Raw genomic sequence first — 23,553 nt, 5'->3', positions numbered from 1 at the left:
TAAGGGGGTGCTTTCCGCCCCACCCTGTGGAGGAGTGGGGAAACCAGCACCCCCTTACCAACCCCCTTATGGTTGTCAAATCCTGACGGTTTTGCAAGAACCAATCAGCTCTCTTTTTGAAATCAGAGTCTAAATTTGATGTCTCCAGGGGTTAAAACACCCTGGATTCTAAGCGGATATGCTTACGCGGGCTAAAGCCACGCGACACACTGCTTACGATATTTTCTAGTTAGATCGTCCAACTTATATCGTTGTGGAAGCATCAAAACTTCCCTACCAACCTTGGCTAAATCTAAACTTAGCTGTGTTGCTACTTTTTTGATAATATTTCCAGCACCATTAGCATCGGCATTAATCAATTTACCTGTTGCTGAACGGTACAAACCACGATTAACACGCTTTCCTGATGGCTCCCACCTTTCGGGTTTTTCACCAAATGTCGGTAAGAAATCTTCATCTAGAAAACTAGCCTTACTCGTGTAACTTTCCTCAGTCTCAACAAACTTAATTCCATACTGCTCAGACAATTCAACTATCCTGGCTTTTAACTTGGCATTTTGTATTTGAACAAACTGTTGGTTATTCTTCTTGCCGATGTTAATGCTATCTTTTTGGCGTTGATTCCACCCAAAAACTATTGTGCCTATTTGATGTTCAATACACCAGTTGAGCACAAATCTAGCTGCTTTGTTAACATTATCCCGCATCTGACGGTTGCGCTTTTCAGTAATAGCTGCTAAGTTATCGTCCCAGTAGTCACCAGACTGGCCTGATTTTATTTTGCCTACTTGCTTGTTGTACCATTGATTTTGAGATTTAACCTTTTTCCCATCAACTATAAAAGCCTTTCCCACATTACTCACACAGGTTAACCAGTTATTTAATCCTGGGTCTATGCCTAAGACGTTTTCTGCTATTGGTTGGCCTTTTTCTAGTATAGGTTGCTCATAAACAAATTCTAAATAGAAGCAGTTGTTTGTGGGAACAAATCTCAATTCTTTAATTTGATTGAAATCTAAGTTGCTAGGCATTGGCAATAAAAAGTGGTCTATTCCAAACCATGCTTTGACTTGCTTACCTAGAGGGAACTTAAGCATTCCATTCACTAGCTTGACCCAGCGTCCTGGATAACTAACGACTGCTAAACCATTCTTTTTGCGGTATTTTGGTGGTTTTGGCTTTTGTGCCAGTTCACCTGAAGTAAACATTTTGGCAAGTCTTGCATAAGAGTTGAAAGACTCAATTACAGAATGTAATGTCTGTTGGCCACAGGCTGAACGCATAGCCTTAAAATGCAGATTACTTTTTAACTCAAAATCTAGTTCAGCTTTAGACACAAAGCGTCCTGCTTTAAATAGCATTTGACGACAATAGTAAATACCACAATTTGTCAACTTATTTGCTTCTGTGCATAGGTATTCAAGCACAGCCATTACTTCTGAGGTATTCTTGACTAGGTGTTGTTGACATCCATACATTAATTCTCACCTCCTGTAGATATAATAGCACTATTAAACACATTCTGTCTACAGATTGATGAAGAAAAAACCAGACGAATATAGAAGAAATCCTCACTCAGTAACACTGATTAATTACCATTTTGTATTTTGTCCAAAGCGTAGAAAGCCAGTATTGGTAGGAGACGTAAAACAACGGTTGCAACAGATTATTTTTGAGTTATGTACTGAGCATGATTGGAGACTAATAGCATTAGAAATAATGCCAGACCATGTACATTTATTTTTAGAAGTTGATCCAACTTTTGCAGCCTCTGTCATTATCAAACGAGTCAAAGGTAGAGCTTCTCATCATTTGAGAAAAGAATTTCCTAGATTGCTAAAATTGCCCACACTTTGGACCCCTAGCTTTTTCTGTGCTACAACCGGAAATGCTTCAACGGAGACTGTTAGGAAGTACATTGAAAACCAAACCGGAAAGTAACACCGGGTTAAAACCCGCGCGTCGTTATTCAACCAGGGGATAAATCACCCTGGCTAACTTCCTCCCGCCATTTTTTAGGTTTTAATGAGTTACGATCTTCAATCAGTCTTTTTCTTTCTTGTGTATCTTCAATCTTGACCATGGTTTTTTCTCTTTATAGAAGACATATCTGCTGCAAATGACCCTCAATTATGAATCATATCATGTCTGTTTGAATAATTAGACTTTGCTGGAAGGAAGGCAGCTATGCTGGAGGCAGGAGGCAGAAGGTTTTATCCTATTGTCACCTTAATTTTATACACGCTCCGATGCTACCGGACATGATATCAAAGGCCAAAATCTAGTTTTTGGATAAGTCTAATGGATAAACTATTAGAAATAGTCTTCATTAGATAGTTTTTTGGTGATTTATAGCCAATTCCTCAGCAACTAACACATCCATAATATAGAAATTTACCTCATCTAAATTTTTAGATTTGTTGCTAATTAATGTAGATATGTTAAGATGTATTATTTATATTTTTGGCGTTGGTAATTTGAGGTATGATATCATGTCTGGATCAGAGCGCGATCGAACTCCATTCCGTTTACGCGACCAAAAAACTTTCTCCTTCTATTCCTCTTTCTTCTTCTTTCTTCTCTCCTGAGTTCTGAGTTCTGACTTCCCCTCCTCCCTCCCCTCCTGGGAGGGGCGTGGGTGGGTTGACTCCTCAGTAATTAAGATTAATATCATACACGCGCTTTACCAACGCCATATTTTTTTATAATTAATATCATTTCCGGATAATTAGTTATAAAAAAACTTTCTCCTTCTTCTCCTGTTGTTCTTCTTTATTACCTCTTTCCTCCTGACTCCTGAGGACTCCGTAGTTATTTATTTATCACTGTTTAACCGGACATGATATAATATCAAATCCGAGGGAATTGGACATCAAAAAATTCTCCAATCGTCATAATTACGCTCATCTTTGTAATTCTCTCTCCTCCTGACTCCTCCTGAGTTAACGATTCTATAACTGTTTAACCGGATTTGATATCAGTGGTTTTGTATTGTAATAGTATTGGTATCCAATTATTTTTGTCACGGTATAGTCCAGTGGGAGCATCTTGCTCCCGTTCTAAGTGTTTCTTGTCCCCACCTAAACCATATTCTCCCCTTCTCTCCTAGATAACTAAAGCCATTAATATGCTGAATGCTTAAAAGCTATATCAAAATTTCATCATAAATATCAGTCATTGTTAAAGTTAACCCCACCGACTTTAATTCTAAACAATCTTCTTTTCCTAAACTTTCCCTAGACCAATAACCAACTTCTGATGGACGATAAACCTCTACCTTCATTTCTATTTGATCGACCAATACATACTCTTGCAAACTTGCTAAACTTTGATAATTCAAGCGTTTTTCTCGTCTGTCTAAATCTTGAGTAGAAGGGGAAAGTACCTCAACAATTAAACAAGGAAAACTCTTGTAATATTTTTCCGTATCTTGTGGATTACAAGTTACCATCACATCAGGATAATAAAATATATCCGAGCTATTTTCGGCAATGGCAATTTTAACTTTCATATCTGCAATAAAAGTTTTACACTCGCTGCCGCGTAAATTCAAACGCAAAAAACTAGCAATATTTAACGAAATGCGGTTATGTTCTTCACTGCCACCAGACATAGCGAATATTTGACCGCCGAGATATTCATGGCGAATGGGACTAAATTTTTCCCCTTCCAGATAATCTGTGGTTGAAATAAATGCAGTTGCTAATTCCATAGTTATTAGTTACTCAATTTTATATGAATTTATATGGATAATTAATTATAGCTGAAGTCATAAGTCTGCCATTTTTTTCTGATGGCGAATATTTTAGGATTAGGGATCAAGCAAAACTACGAGCAAAGAGTTGATTTTATGGGCTGATTTTTGTTTTAGTTTTGTTAGTAATATTTCTCATATTCCTCTCATTAATCCTCAAAACTAACGTCCTCATATAAAACATCAACAGCACAATTAAATTCAATACTAGATAATGTAAAATCTTCTCCTTCTATATATGCAGAATAAAGCCACATTCTCCCTTCACCACGTTGATAAATTTCCACATAAATTGATTCTGAATCTACTAAAACATACTCTTGCAAACTCGAAAATTGACGATAATATTTAAACTTATCGTCGCGATCGTAACCCCTGGTACTGGGAGAAAGAACTTCAATAATTACACTAGGATTTTGGAGAAATGTACGAGATTTTAAATCATCAGCATTACAACTAATAACTAAATCTGGATAAAAATAACGATTATTTTTAGCATCCTGAACTTTAGCATCAGACACATAAACTCGACATCCTCTTTGACGGAGATGGGGATAGAGAGCGCGATAAAAACTAAGGGCAATGTCAACATGAGGAAGACTTGCTCCAGTCATGGCTAAAATTTCACCATCCACATATTCATGGCGAAATTCCTGTTTAGCTTCCCATTCTAAATATTCTTCTGCGGTCGTTTTTTGATGATTTTCCGGTTGAGCAATCATAATTTCCTCCTTGATTTTTTTTGTTCAATTAGTTAAATTTTATCATAAATTAGAAACGATAAATCATCAGGTAGGGACGTTGCATGCAACGTCCCTACAAAAGCTATAAAACTTCATCATAAATATCGGCCATTGTTAAAGTTAACCCCACTAATTTTAACTCTAAAAAATTTTCATTTTGTGGGTGACAAGTTACCATGACATCCGGATAATAAAAAATATCCGAGCTATCCATCATTTATCTCCCGCCAATCTCCAGACGGAATAAACGATGCCCAATAATAGGGATGTTGATATTCCTCTGTTCCCAATATCTCTAACTGGGTCTGTCGTAATGCTTCCGATCGCCCTTCATTATTCAACACCCGTTGATAATATTTCACCATCAAATCTTTCGTACCAAAATCATCCACCTGCCATAAACTAATTACCTGACTTTCACTACCCGCAAGAGCTAATGCTCGACGCAAACCATAAACTCCCTCTCCTACATTCACATCTCCCACTCCCGTGTCGCAAGCGGATAATACTACCAACTTTGTCCCCCCCAAACTCAAATTAGCAATTTCTAACGCTGTCATTACTCCATCTTCATCACCACTTTTGCGAGGATTAAACCCTGCTAAAGCTATACCCGAACGTAACAGTGGATTTTCTAATCTATTTGTTTCTGTGTTGGGAATGTCAGTATTAAAACCCCCGACTAATACTGGCGGTGCTACTTCTTCTAAATCTTCCAGAAAGAAACCGTGGGTAGCAATATGAAGTATTTCTGGTGCATTCACTTGTTTAATAGCATTTTCTGTAGCATTGGACTCTGTTAACAGAGTCACATCTGATAACATTGGTGCAATAGCTTCCACTTCTGCTTTGGTTCCTGATAATGCTCCAAAAGTTAAGTTTTCTGGAGCAAATAAAAAACTACCTAAATCTCTAGTAGGTTTTTTGTGACCACGTTTATTATTAGCAACGAGTCGCACAGAAGTGGGGTTGCCTGGGTTGTCGTATTCGGGGTTGGCAACTAATATTGGTGGTTGTTTGGTGGGGAAGTCAATACCAAGTTTGATTAAGTCGCGTCCGGTGGTGAGGTAGGTAATATTATAGTTTTGGATTAAATATTGGTTGTTTTCATCGACTAGAGCAGCAAAAGGAATGAGGTTGAGTTGGGAGTCTGGAGATAACAGGGTGTGTTTGACATTGCCTAACTTTTGGCGGATGGGTTGCATTACTTGTTGGTCTAAGGTACGGGCAACTTCTCGGATGGAACTATTTGGTTGTGATAATTGAGCACGAAATTCGGTGATGGTGTTATGGATGGGTGCTACTGGTCCCAGGTCTAGCCATTGTGGTGAACCTGTGGAATGGAGGATGTAGACTGCGTAGTGGGGTTTGCCAAGTTTCAGAGCTTTGACATCTACTGGGTAATACTGCATTATTTCCACCAATGCTGCATCAGCAGGAATTAACTTTTGTACCGTTTCAATAGTTACTGGTTCATTAGTCTTAGCAAATTCTGCACTAGCGAGGGAAAGGTCAGCTTCTAATTTCTCTGCTTTACCTTTGAGGGTAGCGACTTGTTGACGATATTGTTCTGGTGGGAGATTTTCGGGTTTGTTGTAGATGAGGGCAGCTAGTTGAGTACGAGTGTTTGCCAGGTCGTTGAGGAGTTTTTGGTTTTCTGGGGTCAGTTTGTCGCGGATAGTTTGCAGGGACTTGATAGTGGAGTCGAGGATGCGACCTTTGCGCCGGAGGATGGTGGTGAGGGCGAGGTTAGCTGCTTTTGGGTTATTGGGTGCGTCTTGGAGATGTAGGGATATTGTTTGGTGAGTTGTGACTGAGAGCTTTCTCATGGAAGCTTGTTTTTGGCTTTCCGAACCTGTGGCGAGGAAAGTAGTGAGGGTGGTTTCTTGTACTTCCATTGCCTGGGTGAGATATTCAATGGCACTGGTTGTATTTCCTTGAGCTTGGTACAGTGTTGCCAGGTTGAGTAGGCTAGTGGCAACGTATGGATGGTCAGCTCCTAATCCTTTCTCTCTGATTGCCCTTGACCTTTGGAATAGAGGTAAGGCTTCTGTGTACTTCCCTTGGAGATGGTACAGTAATGCCAGGCCGTTGAGGCTGGTGGCAACTGAGGGATGGTCAGTTCCTAATGCTTTTTCTCTGATTGCTAGAGACCGTTGTAATAGGGGTAAGGCTTCAGTGTAGTTGCCTTGGTTAAGGTGCAGTGATGCCAGGCCGTTGAGGCTGGTGGCAACTGAGGGATGGTCAGCTCCTAATGCTTTTTCTCTGATTGCTAGAGACCTTTGAAAGAGGGGCCAGGCTTCACTGTAGTTCCCTTGGCGTTGGTACAGTGATGCCAGATTACTGAGGCTGGTGGCAAAGTCTGGATGGTCAGCTCCTAATGCTTTTTCTAATATTACCAGAGACCTTTGGAATAGGGGTAAGGCTTCACTGTACTTCCCTTGGACATGGTACAGTAATGCCAGGCTACTGAGGGGGGTGACAATGGAGGGATGGTTAGCTCCTAATGCTTTCTCATAGGTTGCCAGAGACCGTTGTAATAGGGGTAAGGCTTCTGTATACTTCCCTTGGTCACTGTACAGTGATGCCAGGTTGTTGAGGCTGGCAGCAACTGAGGGATGGTCAGTTCCTAATGCTTTCTCATAGGTTGCCAGAGACCGTTGTAATAGGGGTAAGGCTTCTGTATACTTCCCTTGCTCTTGGTAGAGTAATGCCAGGTTGTTGAGGCTGGCAGCAACTGAGGGATGGTCAGTTCCTAATGCTTTCTCATAGGTTGCCAGAGACCGTTGTAATAGGGGTAAGGCTTCTGTATACTTCCCTTGGTCACTGTACAGTGATGCCAGGCTACTGAGGCTGGAGGCAAAGTCTGGATGGTTAGCTCCTAATGCTTTCTCATAGGTTGCCAGAGACCGTTGTAATAGGGGTAAGGCTTCTGTATACTTCCCTTGGTCACTGTACAGTGATGCCAGGTTGTTGAAGCTAAGGGCAACGGAGAGATGGTTAGCTCCTAATGCTTTCTCTTTGATTGCCAGAGACCGTTGTAATAGAGGTAAGGCTTCTGTGTAGTTGCCTTGGTCTCGGTACAGTCCTGCCAGGTTGTTGAGGCTAAGGGCAACGGAGAGATGGTTAGCTCCTAATGCTTTCTCTTTGATTGCCAGAGACCGTTGTAATAGAGGTAAGGCTTCTGTGTAGTTGCCTTGGTCTCGGTACAGTCCTGCCAGGTTGTTGAGGCTAGAGGCAACCTCTGGATGATCAGCTCCTAATGCTTTTTCATTTATTGCTAGAGACCTTTGGAATAGAGGTAAGGCTTGGCTGTAGTTGCCTTGGTATTGGTACAGTTGTGCCAAGTTGTTGAGGCTTTGGGCAACCTCTGGATGGTTAGCTCCTAATGCTTTTTCTAATATTGCCAGAGACCTTTGGAATAGGGGTAAGGCTTCTGTGTAGTTCCCTTGGTCACGGTACAGTACTGCCAGGTTGTTGAGGCTGGCAGCAACTGAGGGATGGTCAGCTCCTAATGCTTTTTCTAATATTGCCAGAGACCTTTGGAATAGGGGTAAGGCTTCTGTGTACTTTCCTTGGTAATAATGCTGCAGACCTAAAAGATGAATAACTATGGCAGCAGTGGTTTCAGAAGCACCTGCATTTTCTACAATAATTAAGGCACGTTCTAACAATAGAATAGCTTCACTATATTTTCCCTGTTTTGACAACTGACCAGCCTGTTGAAAAAGTCCCTTAAATTCCTCGACTTCCCCAGACTGTTGCGCTACCACAGCAGGTTTAATTTCCCCTACTACTGGTTTCACCATCCCCACAGTTAACCCACAGATACTAATAAATGTTGCTCCCCACACCAGAGAATATTTAATTATTGCTTTCATAAAATTCACCCCATTAGCACACCTACTTAATTATATATCCTTAGAAGTAACCAGTTATGCAGTTTACTTAATTTAACTCCTCTGTCATTGCGAGGCAGTGCTAAACAAGTTAAACTTTTGGGAAAGTCATTTATGTCGAATAATTCAGAACAAAGTGATAACTTAAATCAAAAATCATCTGAAACTTCTCAGAAACTAGAACCACCTAAAAAACCTGAACCTTCTCAGGAACTAGAACCACCTAAAAAACTTGAACCTATCGAGTTTGAAGAAACGCGCGTTCTTATTAATAGTGAAAGCAATTCAAATATTGTATAAGTTAGAAAAAATATCTCCAAATATCAAGAATAAAGTCAATTCTTATCTATGAACTATCAATGATTTATCCCTATTCTCCATTCTCTGTTTTCTGGAGATATCTAGTGAAGATGATTCAAATATTGTAGATTTTTAAAACTGCTAAATAAATAATTTTTAGCTTAGGTATTAACTTACCTTAAATCTACAAAAATCACCTAAACTACTAATACCATATTTGGATAATTTAGTGATAATAATGTAGGTTGGGTTAAGCGATAGCGCAACCCAACAAAAACCTATATATGTTTATGTTAAGTAAGTTGGGTTATGTTGGGTTTCGGGTTCCTCAACCCAACCTACAACATAGTGGTCAAAAATTTACTTCAACCCATCAACTAACTGCTCCCTCGCACTTTCCAACGCCTCCTTCAACTTACTCGGATCGCGACCCCCTGCTTGCGCCAAATTCGGACGACCGCCGCCGCCGCCTCCACACATTTTCGCTATCCCACCAATAAATTTCCCTGCTTGCAAATCTTTACTATTCACAGACTTACTAAAAGCAGCAACTAAACTGACTTTCTCCCCAGATGCAGCACCCAATACCACAGCACTCTCGCCCAACTTTTGTTGTAACCGTTCCGCAGCAGTTTTCAACGCCTCCGCATCAACTCCAGGCATTTCCGCTACTAATATCTGAAACTCACCCACAGTCTCAGCATCCCCTAACAACTGGTCAGACTTCGCCACTGCTAACTCACCTTTCAACGCTTCCAACTGTTTCTGCGACTCCTTCAACTCCTGCTGCAAGTTACTCACCCGCTCCGATAATTCCTCCGGTTTTGCCTTAAAGCGATCGCTCAATTCCTTAACCACAGTATCTCGGACATTCAAATAATCTAATATTGCCAAACCAGCAACTGCTTCTATACGGCGCACCCCAGAAGAAATACCAGCTTCAGAAATAATTTTAAACACCCCAATTTCTGCCGTATTATTCACATGAGTTCCCCCACATAATTCCATCGACACTCCCGGATAGTCAACTACCCGTACCACATCGCTATACTTTTCACCAAACATAGCAACAGCTCCCTTTGCCTTTGCCTCATCCAATGGCATTTCCGCAACCGTCGCCGGATGTGCTTCAGCTATCCAACTATTCACCTGAGCTTCCACTTGCTCCACTTCCTCCGGTTTCAACCCCCGGGGACAATTAAAATCAAATCGCAAACGGTCAAAAGATACCAACGAACCCGCTTGAGAAATAGACTGGTCTACCAGGGACCGCAAAGCAGCTTGTAACAAATGTGTTGCGGTATGGTTTGCTTGCGCTCTGCGACGACAAGCAGCATCTATTTGAGCATTCACCGTTATTCCTAACTGTAACGAACCCCTTTCCACGCGACCGAAATGCACAAAAATATTATTCTGCTTCTGCACATCTTCTATCCGCACGACCACATTATCCCCACTTAGATAGCCGCGATCGCCTATTTGACCTCCAGACTCAGCATAAAAAGGTGTTTGGTCAAGCACCACTTGCACTTGAGTACCTGCTTCAGCAGACTCAACCTGTTCCCCTTCAGCTATTAATGCCATTACCTGCGCTGAGGAAGTCAAATCTGTATATCCTAAAAATTCCGTTTTGTCAACATCCAATTTTACCCCACCTTCAGCAGTCAAGTCAATAGTTTCGTGGGCTGACTGAGAACGTTCTTGCGCCAGTTTCATTTCTTTCTCAAACATACTGACATCAACAGTCAAACCATTTTCTTCTGCTATTTCCTGAGTCAACTCTAGGGGGAAACCATAAGTGTCGTATAACTTGAAAGCATCTTCCCCAGAAATTTGTTTAGTTTTCTGAGTTTCCGGTTTTGCCATAATTTCCGCCAACAATTTTTCACCACGCTCCAATGTTTCCAAGAAGCGAGACTCTTCCCGTTGCAACTCAGCTTTAATAGCACTTTCCCTCTCCCGCAAATTTGGATAAACATCCTCAGAAAGAGCGATCGCTTTCTCAGCAACTTTGGATGTAAACTCCCCAAAAATGCCAATCAAACGTCCGTGACGCACAACCCGACGAATTAACCGTCGTAAAATATAACCCCTGCCAACATTAGATGCGGTGACACCATCAGCAATTAAATGAGCTACTGCTCGCACATGGTCGCCAATAACTTTCAGGGAAACTTTAGTTTTATCATCACTTTTTTTGTAGTCGATACCAGCAATATCCGCAGCAGTTTTAATGATAGGAAAAATTAGGTCGGTTTCATAATTATTCGGCACTTTTTGTAATATTTGCGCCATTCTTTCCAACCCCATCCCGGTGTCAATATTTCTGTTTTGCAATGGCGTGAGATTTCCCTCTGCATCGCGGTTGTATTGCATGAATACCAGATTATAAAATTCGATAAACCTGCTATCGTCTTCCAGGTCGATGTTCTCATCCCCTAATTCTGGATGAAAGTCGTAATAAATTTCCGAACAGGGACCGCACGGACCAGTCGGACCCGATGCCCAAAAATTATCCTCCTCATCCATCCGTTGAATGCGGTGTGCAGGAATGCCAATTTTATCGCGCCAAATAGCAAATGCTTCATCATCTTCTCGGAACACGCTGACAACTAAATGGTCTGGAGGCAAACCGAAGATTTTTGTGGAAAGTTCCCAAGCGTAGGCGATCGCCTCTGGTTTAAAATAGTCGCCAAAACTGAAGTTACCCAACATCTCAAAAAAAGTGTGATGTCTGGCAGTGCGACCGACATTTTCAATATCGTTAGTGCGGATACATTTTTGGGAAGTAGTAGCGCGGGGATATTTCCGGGGTTGTTGTCCGAGAAATATAGGTTTGAATGGTAACATTCCCGCAATAGTTAGTAAAACCGTGGGGTCTTCCGGTACTAAGGATGCACTTGGTAAAATATTGTGTTCCCGTTGTGCGTAAAAGTCGAGAAATGTTTGTCGAATTTCGTTACCTGTGAGTTTTTGGGTAGACATAGCTTAAATTACTCCTTTTTTCTGATTTAGGTGCGTCATGCAGAAACCGGGTTTATCAACCAAATTTGGTACTTTGAACAAATTATGGGAATAAACCCGGTTTCTTGTTTGGGTGCGTAAGCTCTGATAAAAAAAATCATAACCCTGTAGGGACATTATATGCAACGTTCCTACTTTATGGTCTACATACTCTGAAGTAATTTCCTTGCTTAAATTCTAACTTTTAACTGCCCTTAAATTCTTGCTTTTGACTTTTGATTTTTGACTTTTGCCTTCCGTTTACTCCACTCCCCTACTTCCCCACTGCTTCGCTGCCATCAAAAAACTCCTGGAGCTTTTAGCAGTTACTCCTTGAGACTTAATTTTCTCAACCTCAGACTCAAGATTGTTAACATATTCTGAATCTTCCTGTTTTGCAACTTCAACCAGATCAATAAGAGCCTGCTTCACTTCTGGGTCTTGATTAGCAGCAGCCTCCAACTCTTGTATTGCCTGATAAAAATCGATAGGAAAAGCTTCTGTTTCAGCAGATTTTAAAGTAGGCAAAATTCCCGCAGGCTTTTGTTGTATTAGTTGCCAAAACTTATTCACCTGTTTCACGGTCTTTTCCCCTAAAGCTTCCCCTATTTTTTCCACATATTTAGTTACAAAAGGAACCGCAATTAGTAGTGCTGCTAGGTCATCTCCTATAGTAGCTTTATAATTACTTTCCAACAAATTTTCTACACTCAAAGGTTTGGGTAAAGGTTCAGCAACTTCAGCATCCATCAACTCCTTATATTTCTCAAAAATTAACACTGCTTCTTCATCTTTTTCAGTCAATTTTTCATAATAATTAGCCATAGAAAACCAATGCTCAAATGCCAGAATAAATAAACCATTTTCAGCTAATTCCATGCGCCAATATCTAGAAGGACGAGAATCTATTACCTGAAATAAAGGTGCAGGATTTTTGATAGGAAAATAAGTAAAACGTTCGTCACAAATATAATACCAAATATTTTTTTGCCAGATATAGAGTGCATAGACAACATATTCTTTACCAACTATCAAATTAAACTCAGTTTCTTTAGTACGATATAGAGATGAATCCAGATAACTTTCAGGTAGAAACTCCCCTGTATTAGCAAGACAACAAACTTTCATAATCTATTTACCTCTCTAATTTTTTCGTGCTGTTCTTGGATAGGTACGTTTAATTTTGTATTCCACGTTTTGCCCAGTTTTATTATTTCTATACCAATGTATTTCAACAATTGCTCCATCAATTATTGTGGTTTGGTTACTAGCTATTTTATACCAATATTCAGGATTACCGCCATAATTACTAATCAGTCTAGGAGCATCTCTAAGTGGAGTATCTGTTCCTCCTATAATTTCAATTCCTGGTTGATTTTTAGCATCTTCTAGCAGAATTTTTTCTTGTAAATTAGTAGGAGTATCATCAGGAATTTGACCTTGAGTCATTTAAAATCACCAAATTATTCATTAATAACCAATTGTACTGGATTTCATGGCTACCAGCAGCTTGACGGTCAAAAACAAACCCAAAAGTATTCAATTTATTCACAATTTCAAAGGTAGCGAAATCCTGCCAACCTTCCCATAAAACCACCAAATTATTCACTAATAACCAATGGATAATCAAACTTTTCGGCAAGAGTTTATAAACCTTCCAGATTCAGAAGTAATCTTTCCCTACGAGCTTCTATTAACTTACTAGCTACATCGCGAGTTATTTCCAAAGTTTCAGTCAGAGTTTCTCCCTGAGCAACTAAACCAGGCAAAGCATCGCTAGTTGCCAAATAAACTCCTTCAGGTAACTTTTGAATCTGTAGTTGTAACAGTTTTTCCATAATATTTTAAATTGGAGGAAGTCAAAAATTTTCTCAACTTTTATAGCTATTATACAGCAGTTTTTAGGTCAATAAACCACATTATTAAAAAAGCAGTTAGCACTCAGCAGTTGAATTTTGACTTTTGATTTCCATAATTCTTACTTTTAACTTTTGACTTTTAACTTTTGACTTCCATAATTCTTACTTTTAACTTTTAACTTTTGACTTTTGACTTCCATACAGATGTCTGTACCAGACAAAGTACAAACAGATAGAAAGTACAAGCAGCAACAAGGATAGAATTAGGAAATTATCCCAACGTTTCATCATAAACATGATTCCCGTGAGACACAAAACTATTTGCCAGGGAATCGCGATCGCAGTTGCCAGCAAATCACGCCTGTTCTCTAATGCGATATTGACCGTGAGATTGCGGGGAATATTAACAGCGATCGGCTTCCAGAAACCGAAGGGACGGGTGACAGTATAAAAATTCTCCAGAACAGACCGTTCCGTTGCCGGAGTTAACAGAGTGCCAGCGATGCATCCTGCCAAAGAACAACTGCTAGGAATTAGAAATTGGATAAATTCAGCAAGTTGCAGATTCGGGAAGGAAGGTAAGACGATCGCCTTAGTAACAATTGCGGCCACCATGCCAGCAGCGATACCCGTGGCAAATCCATAACCATTAAACCGCCACCAATACCATCTTAACAGCAGAGGAACCGCCAGACCTGTACCCAATCCCAGGGTCAACCATCCCCAAATTTCATTGATATTGGAGATACTGAAGCTAAATAGCAATCCCACCATAACAATGATAACCGATGCCCAACGACTTTGAGCCAGCAGTTTGCGGTTGTCAGCTTGCGGATTGAGATAAGCTTGATAAATATCCTTCACCCAGTAAGCAGCGCCACCATTAATTAAGGAGTCAAAAGTAGACATCCCGGCGGCAATAAAACAAGCTAATACCAATCCCTTAATTCCCACTGGTAGGTAAGTAGCGATAACTGTTGGCAAGACCAGTTCCGGGTCAGGAATTACTTGGTTAGTAATGCCGTAATTGATGCCCAGGATCGCAAAAGCAGTTACCAAAGGCCAGCGAAAGGAAAGGGCGAGGGGTGGGTTGACTCCTAATAAATATCCTAGCTATTTGTAGCAAACATTTATCAATTTGGTATTATTACACTCTAGTTTATAGCAAATAAAGGGCAAGTTTATTTTCTGGAGATTTCTAATAGTGACAATGGAAACTTATTCTACAACCCCAACGGTAGTGCAACTGGTTTTGGTAATAGAGGTCAATTTGCCACTTTAACAAATATGCCAGAGTTAGCAGAAGAAGACTTCTTGATTAGATAGCGATCGCTAGAAGTAGAAGTAGGGTGCGTCTGAAATGTAACGCACCGCCTATTCCAGCTATTGATGGTGCGTTACGCTGTCGCTAACACACCCCATCTCCCCATCTCCCCATCTCCCCACCCTTTTTACTACCGTTGGGTTTCTGTTCACGTCAACCCAACCTACAAAGTGCCAATTCACGAAAACGTTCAACGCATACTTTGTTTTTTCTCAGCTTTTAAGTCACGACTACCCACAGCAGCTAATTCTGCATCCATCAAAGTTTTTCCTGTTGCTGCCAGATAAACATCATCCAAACTTGGTCGCGCTTGAGCAATACCAAAAATTGGTAAACCTGCTGACTGCAATGACTGTTGAATTTCGATCAAAGCATCACTTTGGGGCGTCACAACTAAGTTTAAAGAATTGCCCTGAGCAGCATTAACAATAACTTCTTGAACTATTGGCAGGTTTCCTAGTAATACTTTTGCTTTTTCAGCTTCTTCAGTAGAAGAAAATTCCCTAATACGGAGAGTGATGCGATCGCCTCCCACCCGGTCTTTAAGTTCTGAAGGAGTACCCGTCGCAATAACCACACCTTGGTCAATAATAGCTACCCTATCTGCCAAAGCATCGACTTCTTCGAGATAGTGACTGGTAATCAAAACTGTTGTACCTGAGTCTCGCAACTGACGCAAAAAATCCCAAACTGCTACCCGACTATCAATATCTAAACCCACTGTCGGTTCATCCAAAACTAAAACATCTGGTTGATGCAATAAACCCGCTGCTAAATCTAGACGTTTGCGGATACCGCCAGAGTAAGTGCCTGTTTTTTTGTCCGCCCAATCTTCTATTCCCAGGAGGGCGATCGCTCCTTCGATTCTTTCTTTTGCCAATTTGCCTGGAATATGGTATATAGCTGCTTGTAGTTCCAGTAGTTCTCGGCCCGTCAGCACCTTGTCGAGGGCCACTTCCTGAGCAACATAGCCAAGACGTTGTCTAGCTATTCTTGGTTGGTCAACTACTGAAATACCAGATACTTCTAAACGTCCAGCGTCTGGCGTAAGTAGAGTACACAGAGCGCGTAGTGTGGTTGTTTTACCTGCACCATTAGGGCCAAGTAAACCAAATATTTCTCCAGGTTCTATCTTAAAGGAAACGTCCTTAACTGCTGTAACCGAACCATAACTTTTCTGAAGGTTTTCTATTAAAACTGCTGGTGCCATGATTATTAGTAAATATAAAGTTTTCTTTGATAATTGTAATTGTTTATTTTATTCTTGGCAGAAGACCAGAAGTATAGCAGTGGAAGGAAAGGGTGCGGACATATCAAAAGCTGGCGTTGGTAAAGCGCGTGTATGATATTAATCTTAATTACTTAGGAGTCAGGAGGACCGAGTCAGGAGTCAGGAGGGAAGAAAGAAGAAGAAAGAGGAATAGAAGGAGAAATCGCGCTCTGATCCGGACATGGTATCATACCTCAAATTACCAACGCCCAAAAGCTTAAAACTCAGACAACGCAAGATTGTCCTTCTCTCCTTCTTCCTTCAGCCATATTATGTTTGACCTGAGACACAGAAAAGCTTTTGTCACTGTTGCCTGTTGCCTGTTGCCTATTTCCCAGTTCCCTTTTCCCTGAGATAAAATTGATGGTAGCTTCTCATAAATAGAAAATAGTTATGACCATAGATGTTAAAGCCTTTTTTCAGGCAACAAACCCTGGCATTCCTCTGTTTATAGATAATGTAGAAATTGACAAGAAATACTACATTGACTTCTCGACCGTGCGTGGAGGAAAAGTTATAAAAAAATTAAAAAATACTATTACTCTCTGGTCTTCAGACCAACCTACTTGCCAACTATTCACCGGACATATTGGTTGTGGTAAGTCTACAGAATTATGGCAACTTAAGCAACAGTTAGAAACAGAAGGCTTTCATGTTGTCTATTTTGAATCTGACAAAAGCCTAGAAATGGGAGATGTAGACATAGGCGATATTTTTCTAACTATTGCACAACAGGTCAGCAGAAGTTTGGAGAAGTTGGAAAAACTTAACTTGGAGGAACCAAAAGGATTAAAAGGTCTACTTCAGGGAGCTGCAAAATTATTGCAGACAGAAATTGAACTCTCTGCAGAAGCGAATATTCCTGGTATGGGTAAAGTGGCAGCTAGCAGTGAGGGTTCATTTTCAGCAGAAGTTGGTTTGCCTGGAGTTGGTCAAGTCAAAGCTGACGAAAAAGGATTAGAATTTGTAGCTTTAGGAATTGGTAAAATTACTGCCCAGGCAAAAGCTAGTCCCGAACTTCGTACGAAACTCAGAGAATATCTCGGACCCCGCACCAGCGGAATTATTGAAACTATTAACAAAGAATTACTCGAACCCGCTAACGAAAAGTTGAAAAAGTATGGCAAAAAAGGATTAGTGGTTATCGTTGACAACTTGGAAAAAGTTGATAGCTCACCTAAACCTTGGGGGCGACCTCAACCAGAATATCTATTTGTTGACCGGGGCGAACAACTGATGAGTCTTCATTGTCATCTGATTTATACTCTTCCTATGGCACTGAGGTTTTCCAATGACTACGACACATTAACTCAAAGATTTAAGAAAGACCCTCAAATATTGCCAATGGTGGCCACACAGTTGCGCGATGGTAGTGAATGTGCTGAAGGAATGAAGTTAATGCGGCAGTTAGTGTTGGCAAGGGCATTTCCAGAATTAGATCCACAGCAACGTTTGGCAAAAGTTACCGAAATATTTGATAGTCAGGAAACTTTAGATTACTTATGTCGTTTCAGTGGTGGTCATGTGAGGAATGTATTGCGAATAGTTAATGAGGCTATTATGGAAGAAGGGGATCTTCCCATCTCCCGCGCTAGTGTTGCCAATGTAATTAAAACTTATCGTAATCAGCGACTTTTAGCTGTAGATGACCATGAGTGGGAATTATTGCGCCGAGTTGTTCAGACAAAAAAAGTAACGGGAGATGATGGATATCAAATTTTAATTCGGAGTATGTTTGTTTATGAGTATCAAGATGAACTTGGCCCTTGGTTTGATATTAATCCTCTCTTGAAAGATGCGCCAGAGTTAAATATAAGGGAGTAGAGGAGTGGGGGAGTGGGGGAGTGGGGGAGTGGGGGAGTAGGGGAGATAAAGACACCTAGAAATAACAATCTAGGCGTTGGTAATTTGAGGTATGATACTATATCCGGATAATAGTGCGATAGAACTCCGTGACCTTTACGCGACCAAAAAACTTTCTCCTTCTACTCGGGGTTTTTTCTGTTTTTCTTCCCTCCTGACTCCTGACTCCTGACTCCTGACTCCTAAAGAATTAAGACTAATATCATACACTAATTTACCAACGCCACAATCTATTGCACAGTTTTAGCTGTGTCAGTCTAGTAGTGGACCGTTTCACCTAAAATAGTGCATTAGCTTTTTTCATCACCCCATCACCCCATCCCCCCATCACCCCATCCCCCCATTTAAGGTGTGTCAGTCTAGTAGGAAATAATAAAGGTTTGAGGTTTGTTAGCAATTAACATAGAGTCAAAAATTTATGCCTAGTTACAGGGAAATTAACAATCAAAAATTATTGCAGAAATTAGTCCAAGGGATGGAAATGTCTCAAGGACAATTTCGGCTGTTTTTGGCACAGTGCAATAATTTGAGCCAGCGCGATCGCCTAATTCCACAACTCCGGGAATCTTTTTCTGGAGACTTGGCACAGTTGCAGTTGGATGAGTCTGTCGATGAACTTTATGCAACTATTAGAAAATGCTTAGGAAACCAACAACCAGATGCTCTGATGGTTTGGGGTTTGGAGTTTGTCAGAAATATTGATAAATTGCTGGTCGCAATGAGTTTAGTTCGCGAGGAGTTTAGAAAAAATTGCCCTTTTCCCATAGTTTTATGGATTGATGCAGAAATTTCTCGTAAGTTTATTCGCTTAATTCCTGACTTTGAAAATTGGTCAAGTCTGACCGTTTTTGAAACTGCCACTCAGGAATTAATTGATTTTATTCAGCAGACCAGTGAGAGTGTTTATCAGAAAGTTTTAGAAAGTGGGGCAGGAATATTTTTAGATGATACTACCCTTGGTTTGGGAGAGTCTGCTTATCAAGAGTTGGTGGGTGCAAGGCAAGAATTGTTAAACCGAGAAGTTACCTTAGAGCCTGAATTAGAAGCAAATTTGGAATTTGTTTTAGGCAGGGCAACTGATAATTCTACCGAAGTAGCACTAGAGCATTATCAACGCAGTCTCGAACTTTGGCAACAAATTAACAACTCGGTGCGGGTGGCTCACACTTATTATTATCTGGGGTTATGGTGGCGTAGTTATGCAGTTAGACATCGGGTTGAGAAAAACATGGCTTGTGAGAAAGCTTGTTCATATTTTCAGCAGTCGGTAGAAGGCTTTGAGACAGTTAACCGCCCAGACTTAGTTGCTAAATTTATCAATACTTGGGGAGAAGTTTTGCAGACTTTAGGGCGTTGGGATGAGTTAGAAACTGTTGCCAATAGAGCAATTGAATTACATCAAACCTATTCTCAGCCATTTTGTGAAGCTCGTGCTTATGGTTTTCTGGCAGAATTTGAACTGGCAAAAAATAATTATAAACAAGCAAAAAAACTTGCTCATACTGCCATAGAAATTTGCAACAAAACTCTAGATGCTTTATCTCCTCCTAGCTCAGAAAAAGACGAAATTACTTTAGATTGGGAGCGCTATTCTCATCTAGGAAAATATTTATTTGCTCTAGCAAAAGCCGAAAAATATTTAGGTAAATTTGAAGCATCTATAGCCAATTTTGAACAAGCAAAAAATACGACAAAACCTGAGTACAGTACCGAATTTTATATTGATATTATCACAGAATCACGAGAAATATATTACCAACAAAAAGCATATTTAGCAGCTTTTGAATTGAAGCAAAAACTGCAACAAATAGAACAACAATTTGGGTTTGTAGCATTTATCGGTGCAAATCGTTTGGGATACAGAAAACCAAATACAAACCCGGCTTTACCTCAACTTAATCGACGAAAAGTTACTCAAGAAATTTCTGCATCTGGACGCAAATTTAATGTCGAAGAATTACTAGAAAGAATTAGTCGCCCTGACTATAAACTGATAGTTATTCATGGGCAATCAGGAGTTGGTAAAAGTTCTATTTTGCAGGCTGGATTAATACCTGCTTTAGAAAAAAAATCAATTGATACCCGTAATTTAGTAGTGGTTTTGCAGCAAGTTTATATTCATTGGATTTCAGAATTGGGGGAAAGTTTAGCTAAAAAACTTAAAGCAATTCCCCAATTAGCAGTTAATTCACATATACTTAATTCGACTGAGGCAATTTTTTCTCAGTTACGAAATAATGCTGAATTAAATCTACTTACGGTTATTATTTTCGATCAATTTGAGGAATTTTTCTTTGTTAATTCAGAGCCAGTGCAAAAAAGAGAATTTGCTCAGTTTCTGGAAGAATGTTTAAAAATTCCTTTTGTGAAAATTGTTTTATCCCTGCGTTCAGATTATATTCATTATTTATTAGAATTTAATTATTTAGCCAATTTAGAAACAATCAACAATGATATTTTAAGTAAAAATATTCTTTATGAATTGAGAAATTTTTCCCAGGATAAGGCAAAATTAGTCATTCAAGGATTAACAGAAAATTCTCAGTTTAAAATAGATCCAAATCTGACAGAAAAGTTAGTTGAAGATTTAGCTCAGGAGTTGGGAGAAATTCGCCCGATAGAATTGCAAGTAGTGGGGGCACAACTACAGACAGAGAATATTACCACTGTGGAAAAATATCAAGAATTAGGAGATTACCCCAAAGCAGAATTAGTAAACCGATATTTAACATCAGTAGTGAAAGACTGTGGTGAACAAAATGAAAAAATGGCATGGCTGGTATTGATGTTGTTGACCGATGAAAATAATACTCGCCCACTGAAAACTCAGGCTGAGTTGGCGAAAGAAAGTGAGTTTCAAGAGAAAGAGTTAGAGTTAGTATTAAATATTTTTGTCGAGTCTAGTTTAGTATTTTTGTTACGGGAAAAACCAGCAAACCGTTATCAGTTAGTACACGATTATTTGGTTCGGTTTATTCGGCAAAGGAAAGGGTTGGAAATACTAGAAGAGCTGAAACAGGAAAAAGAAAAACGAAAGCAGTTGCAGAAGTGGGTGGTTAGAGTTTCGGTTGGTGCTGCATTGGGGATGGCAGTATTGGCAGGAGGGATGACAGTGTTTGGTTTACAGGCTAAAAAGGAAAGTAGGCGAGCAGAAAGACAGACTATTATTACTACGGTAAATGAGTCCAGAGCGTTATCGATGTCAGGTGATCGGTTGGATGGGTTGATGACTGCTATGAAAGCTATACAAAAACAAGTAGATGGGAAATTCGATCTAACTGGTCAAAATGGAACCCTGACCTCAACCTCAAGCCAAAAGTTCTTGCAGAATCATTATTGAAGGCAGAAAAGCTGATAGAGGAAGTTATAGAAGAAGCAACAGTAGAAAAGTATGAAGAAGCAATAGCAAAACTGGACAAGCTAGCATTCATGCCTACTCTGCAAAATATTGCTAAGGCTAAAGCTAGATATCAGGCAGTAAATGCGTTTTTGGATAAAGGGAGGGAGCTTGTGAAAGAGGGTAAAGTTAAGGAAGCAATTAACTCTTACAAACAAGCAGAAAAAATCTACCCTACTCAAATTTATGCTAAGAATTGGGATACTCTCTGTTGGTTTGGCAGTCTTTATGAAAAAGCTGCTAATGTTATGTTTGCTTGTGAGAAAGCAGTCACCCTTAGCCCTAAAAATGGCTCGATTGTTAATAGTCGGGGACTTGCCAGGGCTTTAACTGGGGACATTAAAGGAGCGATCGCAGATTTTCAGGTATCTGTAGAATGGACGAGTAATGAGAAGAAAAAAGCACAACGGCAAAAATGGATCGAAGCGCTCCAGGCAGGGAAAAATCCGTTTACGGATGAGGTGTTGGAGAGTTTGAGAGATTGATGGTTATTTGCTGGAGTCGATAGAAAGAATTTATTGGAAATGACTATTTGACGAAAAAGATAAGTTAAGAAATACCCTAGCTATTCGTAGCAAACATTTATAGCGCTGTGCGCAGGCAACAGGCAACAGGCAACAGGCAACAGGCAACAGGCAACAGGGGGAATAAAAAACCGATAATATCAGGCTTTTAGCTATTGGACAGTTACTGTAATTTGTAAATATGCCAGCGCACATTGCTATATCAATTTGGTATAACTTTTGCTTCGACTGCTATAACATTGAAATGGTGCGTTACGCGATCGCCCTCTCCACTAGACTTGAGCATAATTAATCTTCTCGCTAACGCACCCTACAGGAATTAATGAAAAGAATCAAATCTTCTTTTTATCTGCATTTTGCTTATTTCTATGACTAGCAATACGAGCTACTCCACTATCCACAGGACCACCACAAATAGGAATAACCTGATACTTGCACTCTTCTTCCAGAGTATTTAGTTTGGTATAATCAACCCAGTGAATACAATCTACAGGACAAGTGTCGATCGCTTCTTGGATTAATTCTTCAGGGTCGCCATCTTGCTGAAAAACGTGCGATCACCCATGATCTGATTCTATATAAAAAGTATTATGGGCAACATGAGCGCAGTGTTTACAACCGATACAGGTAATTTCATCAACGTAAACTCCTTTTTGTCGCAACATTCCACCAAGTTCGGGTTCAAAACCTGAACGTTCTGTGTTAAACTCAGAAAATGATGTAGAAAAATCTAGGGCGTTGGTAAATCAAGAGATGAAACTTTAAGAGTAATCTGTTTCTGATACCTCTAAATATCTAACCAGAGTAAGTGATGGGTATCACCCCTAGTAGAAAATCATCTTACCAATTACGGCGTTGGTGATTTTAGGTATGATATAATGTCCAGATAATTAGTGAACAAAAAACTTTCTCTTCTACTACTCTTTCTTCTTATTTCTTCCCTCCTAACTTCTGAGGACTGACTCCTGACTTCTAAGTAGTTAAGATTAATATTATACACTAATTTACCAACGCCAAATCTAGCATTAGACCTCTTGCAAAAATAAACAATAATTATCAGTGATCGGTATTGTCTTTGCATATAGACATCTCTAGGTGTAGGTTGGGTTGAGGAACGTTAGCGTAGCTTACCCGCAGGGTAAACCCAACAGTAGTAGCGCATCTAGACTAAAATTGTGGGTAAAAATTATGACCCAGGATGTCCTATGAGTAATTCTAAGATTAAGTACAAAGTCTATCTGAGCGAACGCCAACGGCAACAATTACGGGATATTAGCCATAATGGTCATGGTCCGGCAAAGAAAATCCTTCATGCTCAAGTGTTATTGATGGCAGACCAAGACCATCCAGAGGCAGGTTGGAGTGCATATCAACACAATTGCTATAAGAAGCAGCTTTGGAATTAAAATTTGGAATTAAAATAAGATATCTTTACTTCATACAAATAATGGCTAAAAACATTGCTGAACCATTATTATTACTTAATGACTGAAGTATTCAATAAGTATAGCATTTTTTTGAGGAATTGGTATCAGAAAAGTATTTATTGGGCTAAAACCCAACTACAAACAAACTATTAGACCTCTCCGAAAAAGATATAGACTTTTTGCACACAGT

General features: G+C 39.9%; 19 protein-coding genes and 1 pseudogene. 7 read left to right on the top strand and 13 right to left on the bottom strand.

Annotated elements, in window-relative coordinates; genetic code table 11:
* Positions 1-191: 191 nt before the first annotated feature.
* Positions 192-1,478: a transposase gene (locus F6K06_RS10445; RefSeq protein ID WP_287242962.1), complete on the bottom strand. Its 1,287-nt coding sequence runs from the start codon at positions 1,476-1,478 to the stop codon at positions 192-194.
* A 58-nt stretch (positions 1,479-1,536) separates the two neighbouring features.
* On the opposite strand from F6K06_RS10445, the gene tnpA reads away from it, so the two are divergent.
* Positions 1,537-1,941, top strand: a complete 405-nt coding sequence (tnpA, locus tag F6K06_RS10440) for an IS200/IS605 family transposase (RefSeq protein ID WP_287242963.1) — start codon at positions 1,537-1,539, stop codon at positions 1,939-1,941.
* A gap of 1,204 nt (positions 1,942-3,145) precedes the next feature.
* On the opposite strand, the gene F6K06_RS10435 is transcribed toward tnpA, so the two are convergent.
* The 4 genes from F6K06_RS10435 to F6K06_RS10420 all read right to left on the bottom strand — a co-directional run bounded on the left by F6K06_RS10435 (position 3,146) and on the right by F6K06_RS10420 (position 8,378).
* Positions 3,146-3,712, bottom strand: coding sequence for a Uma2 family endonuclease (locus F6K06_RS10435; RefSeq protein WP_124142676.1), 567 nt, complete (start codon positions 3,710-3,712; stop codon positions 3,146-3,148).
* 191 nt (positions 3,713-3,903) lie between these two features.
* Entirely contained in the window at positions 3,904-4,476 is a 573-nt protein-coding gene (locus F6K06_RS10430) for a Uma2 family endonuclease (protein WP_124142677.1), read from the bottom strand.
* Between the two features lie 103 nt (positions 4,477-4,579).
* The gene (locus tag F6K06_RS10425; RefSeq protein ID WP_275670253.1) at positions 4,580-4,714 is read right to left on the bottom strand and encodes a hypothetical protein; all 135 of its coding nucleotides are present in this window, start codon (positions 4,712-4,714) and stop codon (positions 4,580-4,582) included.
* Positions 4,704-8,378: a tetratricopeptide repeat protein gene (locus F6K06_RS10420; RefSeq protein WP_287242966.1), complete on the bottom strand. Its 3,675-nt coding sequence runs from the start codon at positions 8,376-8,378 to the stop codon at positions 4,704-4,706. The genes F6K06_RS10425 and F6K06_RS10420 overlap by 11 nt, the downstream gene beginning before the upstream one ends.
* Positions 8,379-8,510: 132 nt before the next feature.
* Here F6K06_RS10420 and F6K06_RS10415 point away from each other — a divergent pair, with 132 nt between their 5' ends.
* Positions 8,511-8,696 (top strand): hypothetical protein, encoded by a 186-nt coding sequence (locus tag F6K06_RS10415; RefSeq protein WP_124145675.1) that lies wholly within the window; start codon positions 8,511-8,513, stop codon positions 8,694-8,696.
* Between the two features lie 360 nt (positions 8,697-9,056).
* On the opposite strand, the gene alaS is transcribed toward F6K06_RS10415, so the two are convergent.
* The 7 genes from alaS to F6K06_RS10380 form a co-directional block, all read right to left on the bottom strand.
* The gene (gene alaS, locus F6K06_RS10410) at positions 9,057-11,681 is read right to left on the bottom strand and encodes an alanine--tRNA ligase (protein ID WP_287242969.1); all 2,625 of its coding nucleotides are present in this window, start codon (positions 11,679-11,681) and stop codon (positions 9,057-9,059) included.
* Between the two features lie 279 nt (positions 11,682-11,960).
* Complete coding sequence (locus tag F6K06_RS10405) at positions 11,961-12,827, bottom strand: hypothetical protein (RefSeq protein ID WP_287242971.1); 867 nt, start codon at positions 12,825-12,827, stop codon at positions 11,961-11,963.
* 15 nt (positions 12,828-12,842) lie between these two features.
* A complete protein-coding gene (locus F6K06_RS10400) occupies positions 12,843-13,148 on the bottom strand; it encodes a hypothetical protein (protein WP_287242972.1) in 306 nt (101 codons plus the stop codon).
* A complete protein-coding gene (locus F6K06_RS10395; protein WP_287308863.1) occupies positions 13,126-13,341 on the bottom strand; it encodes a hypothetical protein in 216 nt (71 codons plus the stop codon). The genes F6K06_RS10400 and F6K06_RS10395 overlap by 23 nt, the downstream gene beginning before the upstream one ends.
* 4 nt (positions 13,342-13,345) lie before the next feature.
* Entirely contained in the window at positions 13,346-13,537 is a 192-nt protein-coding gene (locus F6K06_RS10390) for a type II toxin-antitoxin system HicB family antitoxin (RefSeq protein WP_287242976.1), read from the bottom strand.
* Positions 13,538-13,726: 189 nt separating this feature from the next.
* The gene (locus F6K06_RS10385; RefSeq protein ID WP_287242977.1) at positions 13,727-14,617 is read right to left on the bottom strand and encodes a hypothetical protein; all 891 of its coding nucleotides are present in this window, start codon (positions 14,615-14,617) and stop codon (positions 13,727-13,729) included.
* 455 nt (positions 14,618-15,072) lie between these two features.
* Positions 15,073-16,092, bottom strand: a complete 1,020-nt coding sequence (locus F6K06_RS10380; RefSeq protein WP_287242979.1) for an ATP-binding cassette domain-containing protein — start codon at positions 16,090-16,092, stop codon at positions 15,073-15,075.
* 92 nt (positions 16,093-16,184) lie between these two features.
* Between F6K06_RS10380 and F6K06_RS10375 the strand changes: the two genes are divergently transcribed.
* From F6K06_RS10375 to F6K06_RS10360, 4 genes are all read left to right on the top strand, one after another.
* Positions 16,185-16,373 (top strand): hypothetical protein, encoded by a 189-nt coding sequence (locus F6K06_RS10375; protein WP_287308864.1) that lies wholly within the window; start codon positions 16,185-16,187, stop codon positions 16,371-16,373.
* A gap of 172 nt (positions 16,374-16,545) precedes the next feature.
* Positions 16,546-17,976 carry an ATP-binding protein gene (locus tag F6K06_RS10370; protein WP_124145672.1) on the top strand — a complete coding sequence of 477 codons (1,431 nt, stop codon included), beginning with the start codon at positions 16,546-16,548 and terminating at the stop codon, positions 17,974-17,976.
* Between the two features lie 457 nt (positions 17,977-18,433).
* Complete coding sequence (locus F6K06_RS10365; protein WP_287242982.1) at positions 18,434-21,355, top strand: hypothetical protein; 2,922 nt, start codon at positions 18,434-18,436, stop codon at positions 21,353-21,355.
* Positions 21,352-21,897, top strand: a complete 546-nt coding sequence (locus F6K06_RS10360; protein ID WP_287242983.1) for a hypothetical protein — start codon at positions 21,352-21,354, stop codon at positions 21,895-21,897. The genes F6K06_RS10365 and F6K06_RS10360 overlap by 4 nt, the downstream gene beginning before the upstream one ends.
* A gap of 371 nt (positions 21,898-22,268) precedes the next feature.
* On the opposite strand, the pseudogene F6K06_RS10355 reads toward F6K06_RS10360, so the two are convergent.
* A pseudogene (locus F6K06_RS10355) lies at positions 22,269-22,634 on the bottom strand (ferredoxin); the annotation flags it as partial.
* A gap of 477 nt (positions 22,635-23,111) precedes the next feature.
* Here F6K06_RS10355 and F6K06_RS10350 point away from each other — a divergent pair.
* A complete protein-coding gene (locus F6K06_RS10350) occupies positions 23,112-23,342 on the top strand; it encodes a hypothetical protein (protein WP_124146540.1) in 231 nt (76 codons plus the stop codon).
* The last annotated feature ends 211 nt before the right edge of the window (positions 23,343-23,553 follow it).

This window comes from Okeania sp. SIO1H4 (assembly GCF_010672695.1).
GTDB lineage: Bacteria > Cyanobacteriota > Cyanobacteriia > Cyanobacteriales > Microcoleaceae > Okeania > Okeania hirsuta.
The sequence above is the reverse complement of the archived record's forward strand: the minus strand, read 5'-3'. Positions and strand labels throughout refer to the sequence as shown.

Bases quoted from the DNA above. Each gene is read 5' to 3' on its own strand.
- F6K06_RS10445 (WP_287242962.1), bottom strand. From the start codon at position 1,478: ATGTATGGATGTCAACAACACCTAGTCAAGAATACCTCAGAAGTAATG.
- tnpA (WP_287242963.1), top strand. From the start codon at position 1,537: ATGAAGAAAAAACCAGACGAATATAGAAGAAATCCTCACTCAGTAACA.
- F6K06_RS10435 (WP_124142676.1), bottom strand. From the start codon at position 3,712: ATGGAATTAGCAACTGCATTTATTTCAACCACAGATTATCTGGAAGGG.
- F6K06_RS10430 (WP_124142677.1), bottom strand. From the start codon at position 4,476: ATGATTGCTCAACCGGAAAATCATCAAAAAACGACCGCAGAAGAATAT.
- F6K06_RS10425 (WP_275670253.1), bottom strand. From the start codon at position 4,714: ATGATGGATAGCTCGGATATTTTTTATTATCCGGATGTCATGGTAACT.
- F6K06_RS10420 (WP_287242966.1), bottom strand. From the start codon at position 8,378: ATGAAAGCAATAATTAAATATTCTCTGGTGTGGGGAGCAACATTTATT.
- F6K06_RS10415 (WP_124145675.1), top strand. From the start codon at position 8,511: ATGTCGAATAATTCAGAACAAAGTGATAACTTAAATCAAAAATCATCT.
- alaS (WP_287242969.1), bottom strand. From the start codon at position 11,681: ATGTCTACCCAAAAACTCACAGGTAACGAAATTCGACAAACATTTCTC.
- F6K06_RS10405 (WP_287242971.1), bottom strand. From the start codon at position 12,827: ATGAAAGTTTGTTGTCTTGCTAATACAGGGGAGTTTCTACCTGAAAGT.
- F6K06_RS10400 (WP_287242972.1), bottom strand. From the start codon at position 13,148: ATGACTCAAGGTCAAATTCCTGATGATACTCCTACTAATTTACAAGAA.
- F6K06_RS10390 (WP_287242976.1), bottom strand. From the start codon at position 13,537: ATGGAAAAACTGTTACAACTACAGATTCAAAAGTTACCTGAAGGAGTT.
- F6K06_RS10380 (WP_287242979.1), bottom strand. From the start codon at position 16,092: ATGGCACCAGCAGTTTTAATAGAAAACCTTCAGAAAAGTTATGGTTCG.
- F6K06_RS10370 (WP_124145672.1), top strand. From the start codon at position 16,546: ATGACCATAGATGTTAAAGCCTTTTTTCAGGCAACAAACCCTGGCATT.
- F6K06_RS10365 (WP_287242982.1), top strand. From the start codon at position 18,434: ATGCCTAGTTACAGGGAAATTAACAATCAAAAATTATTGCAGAAATTA.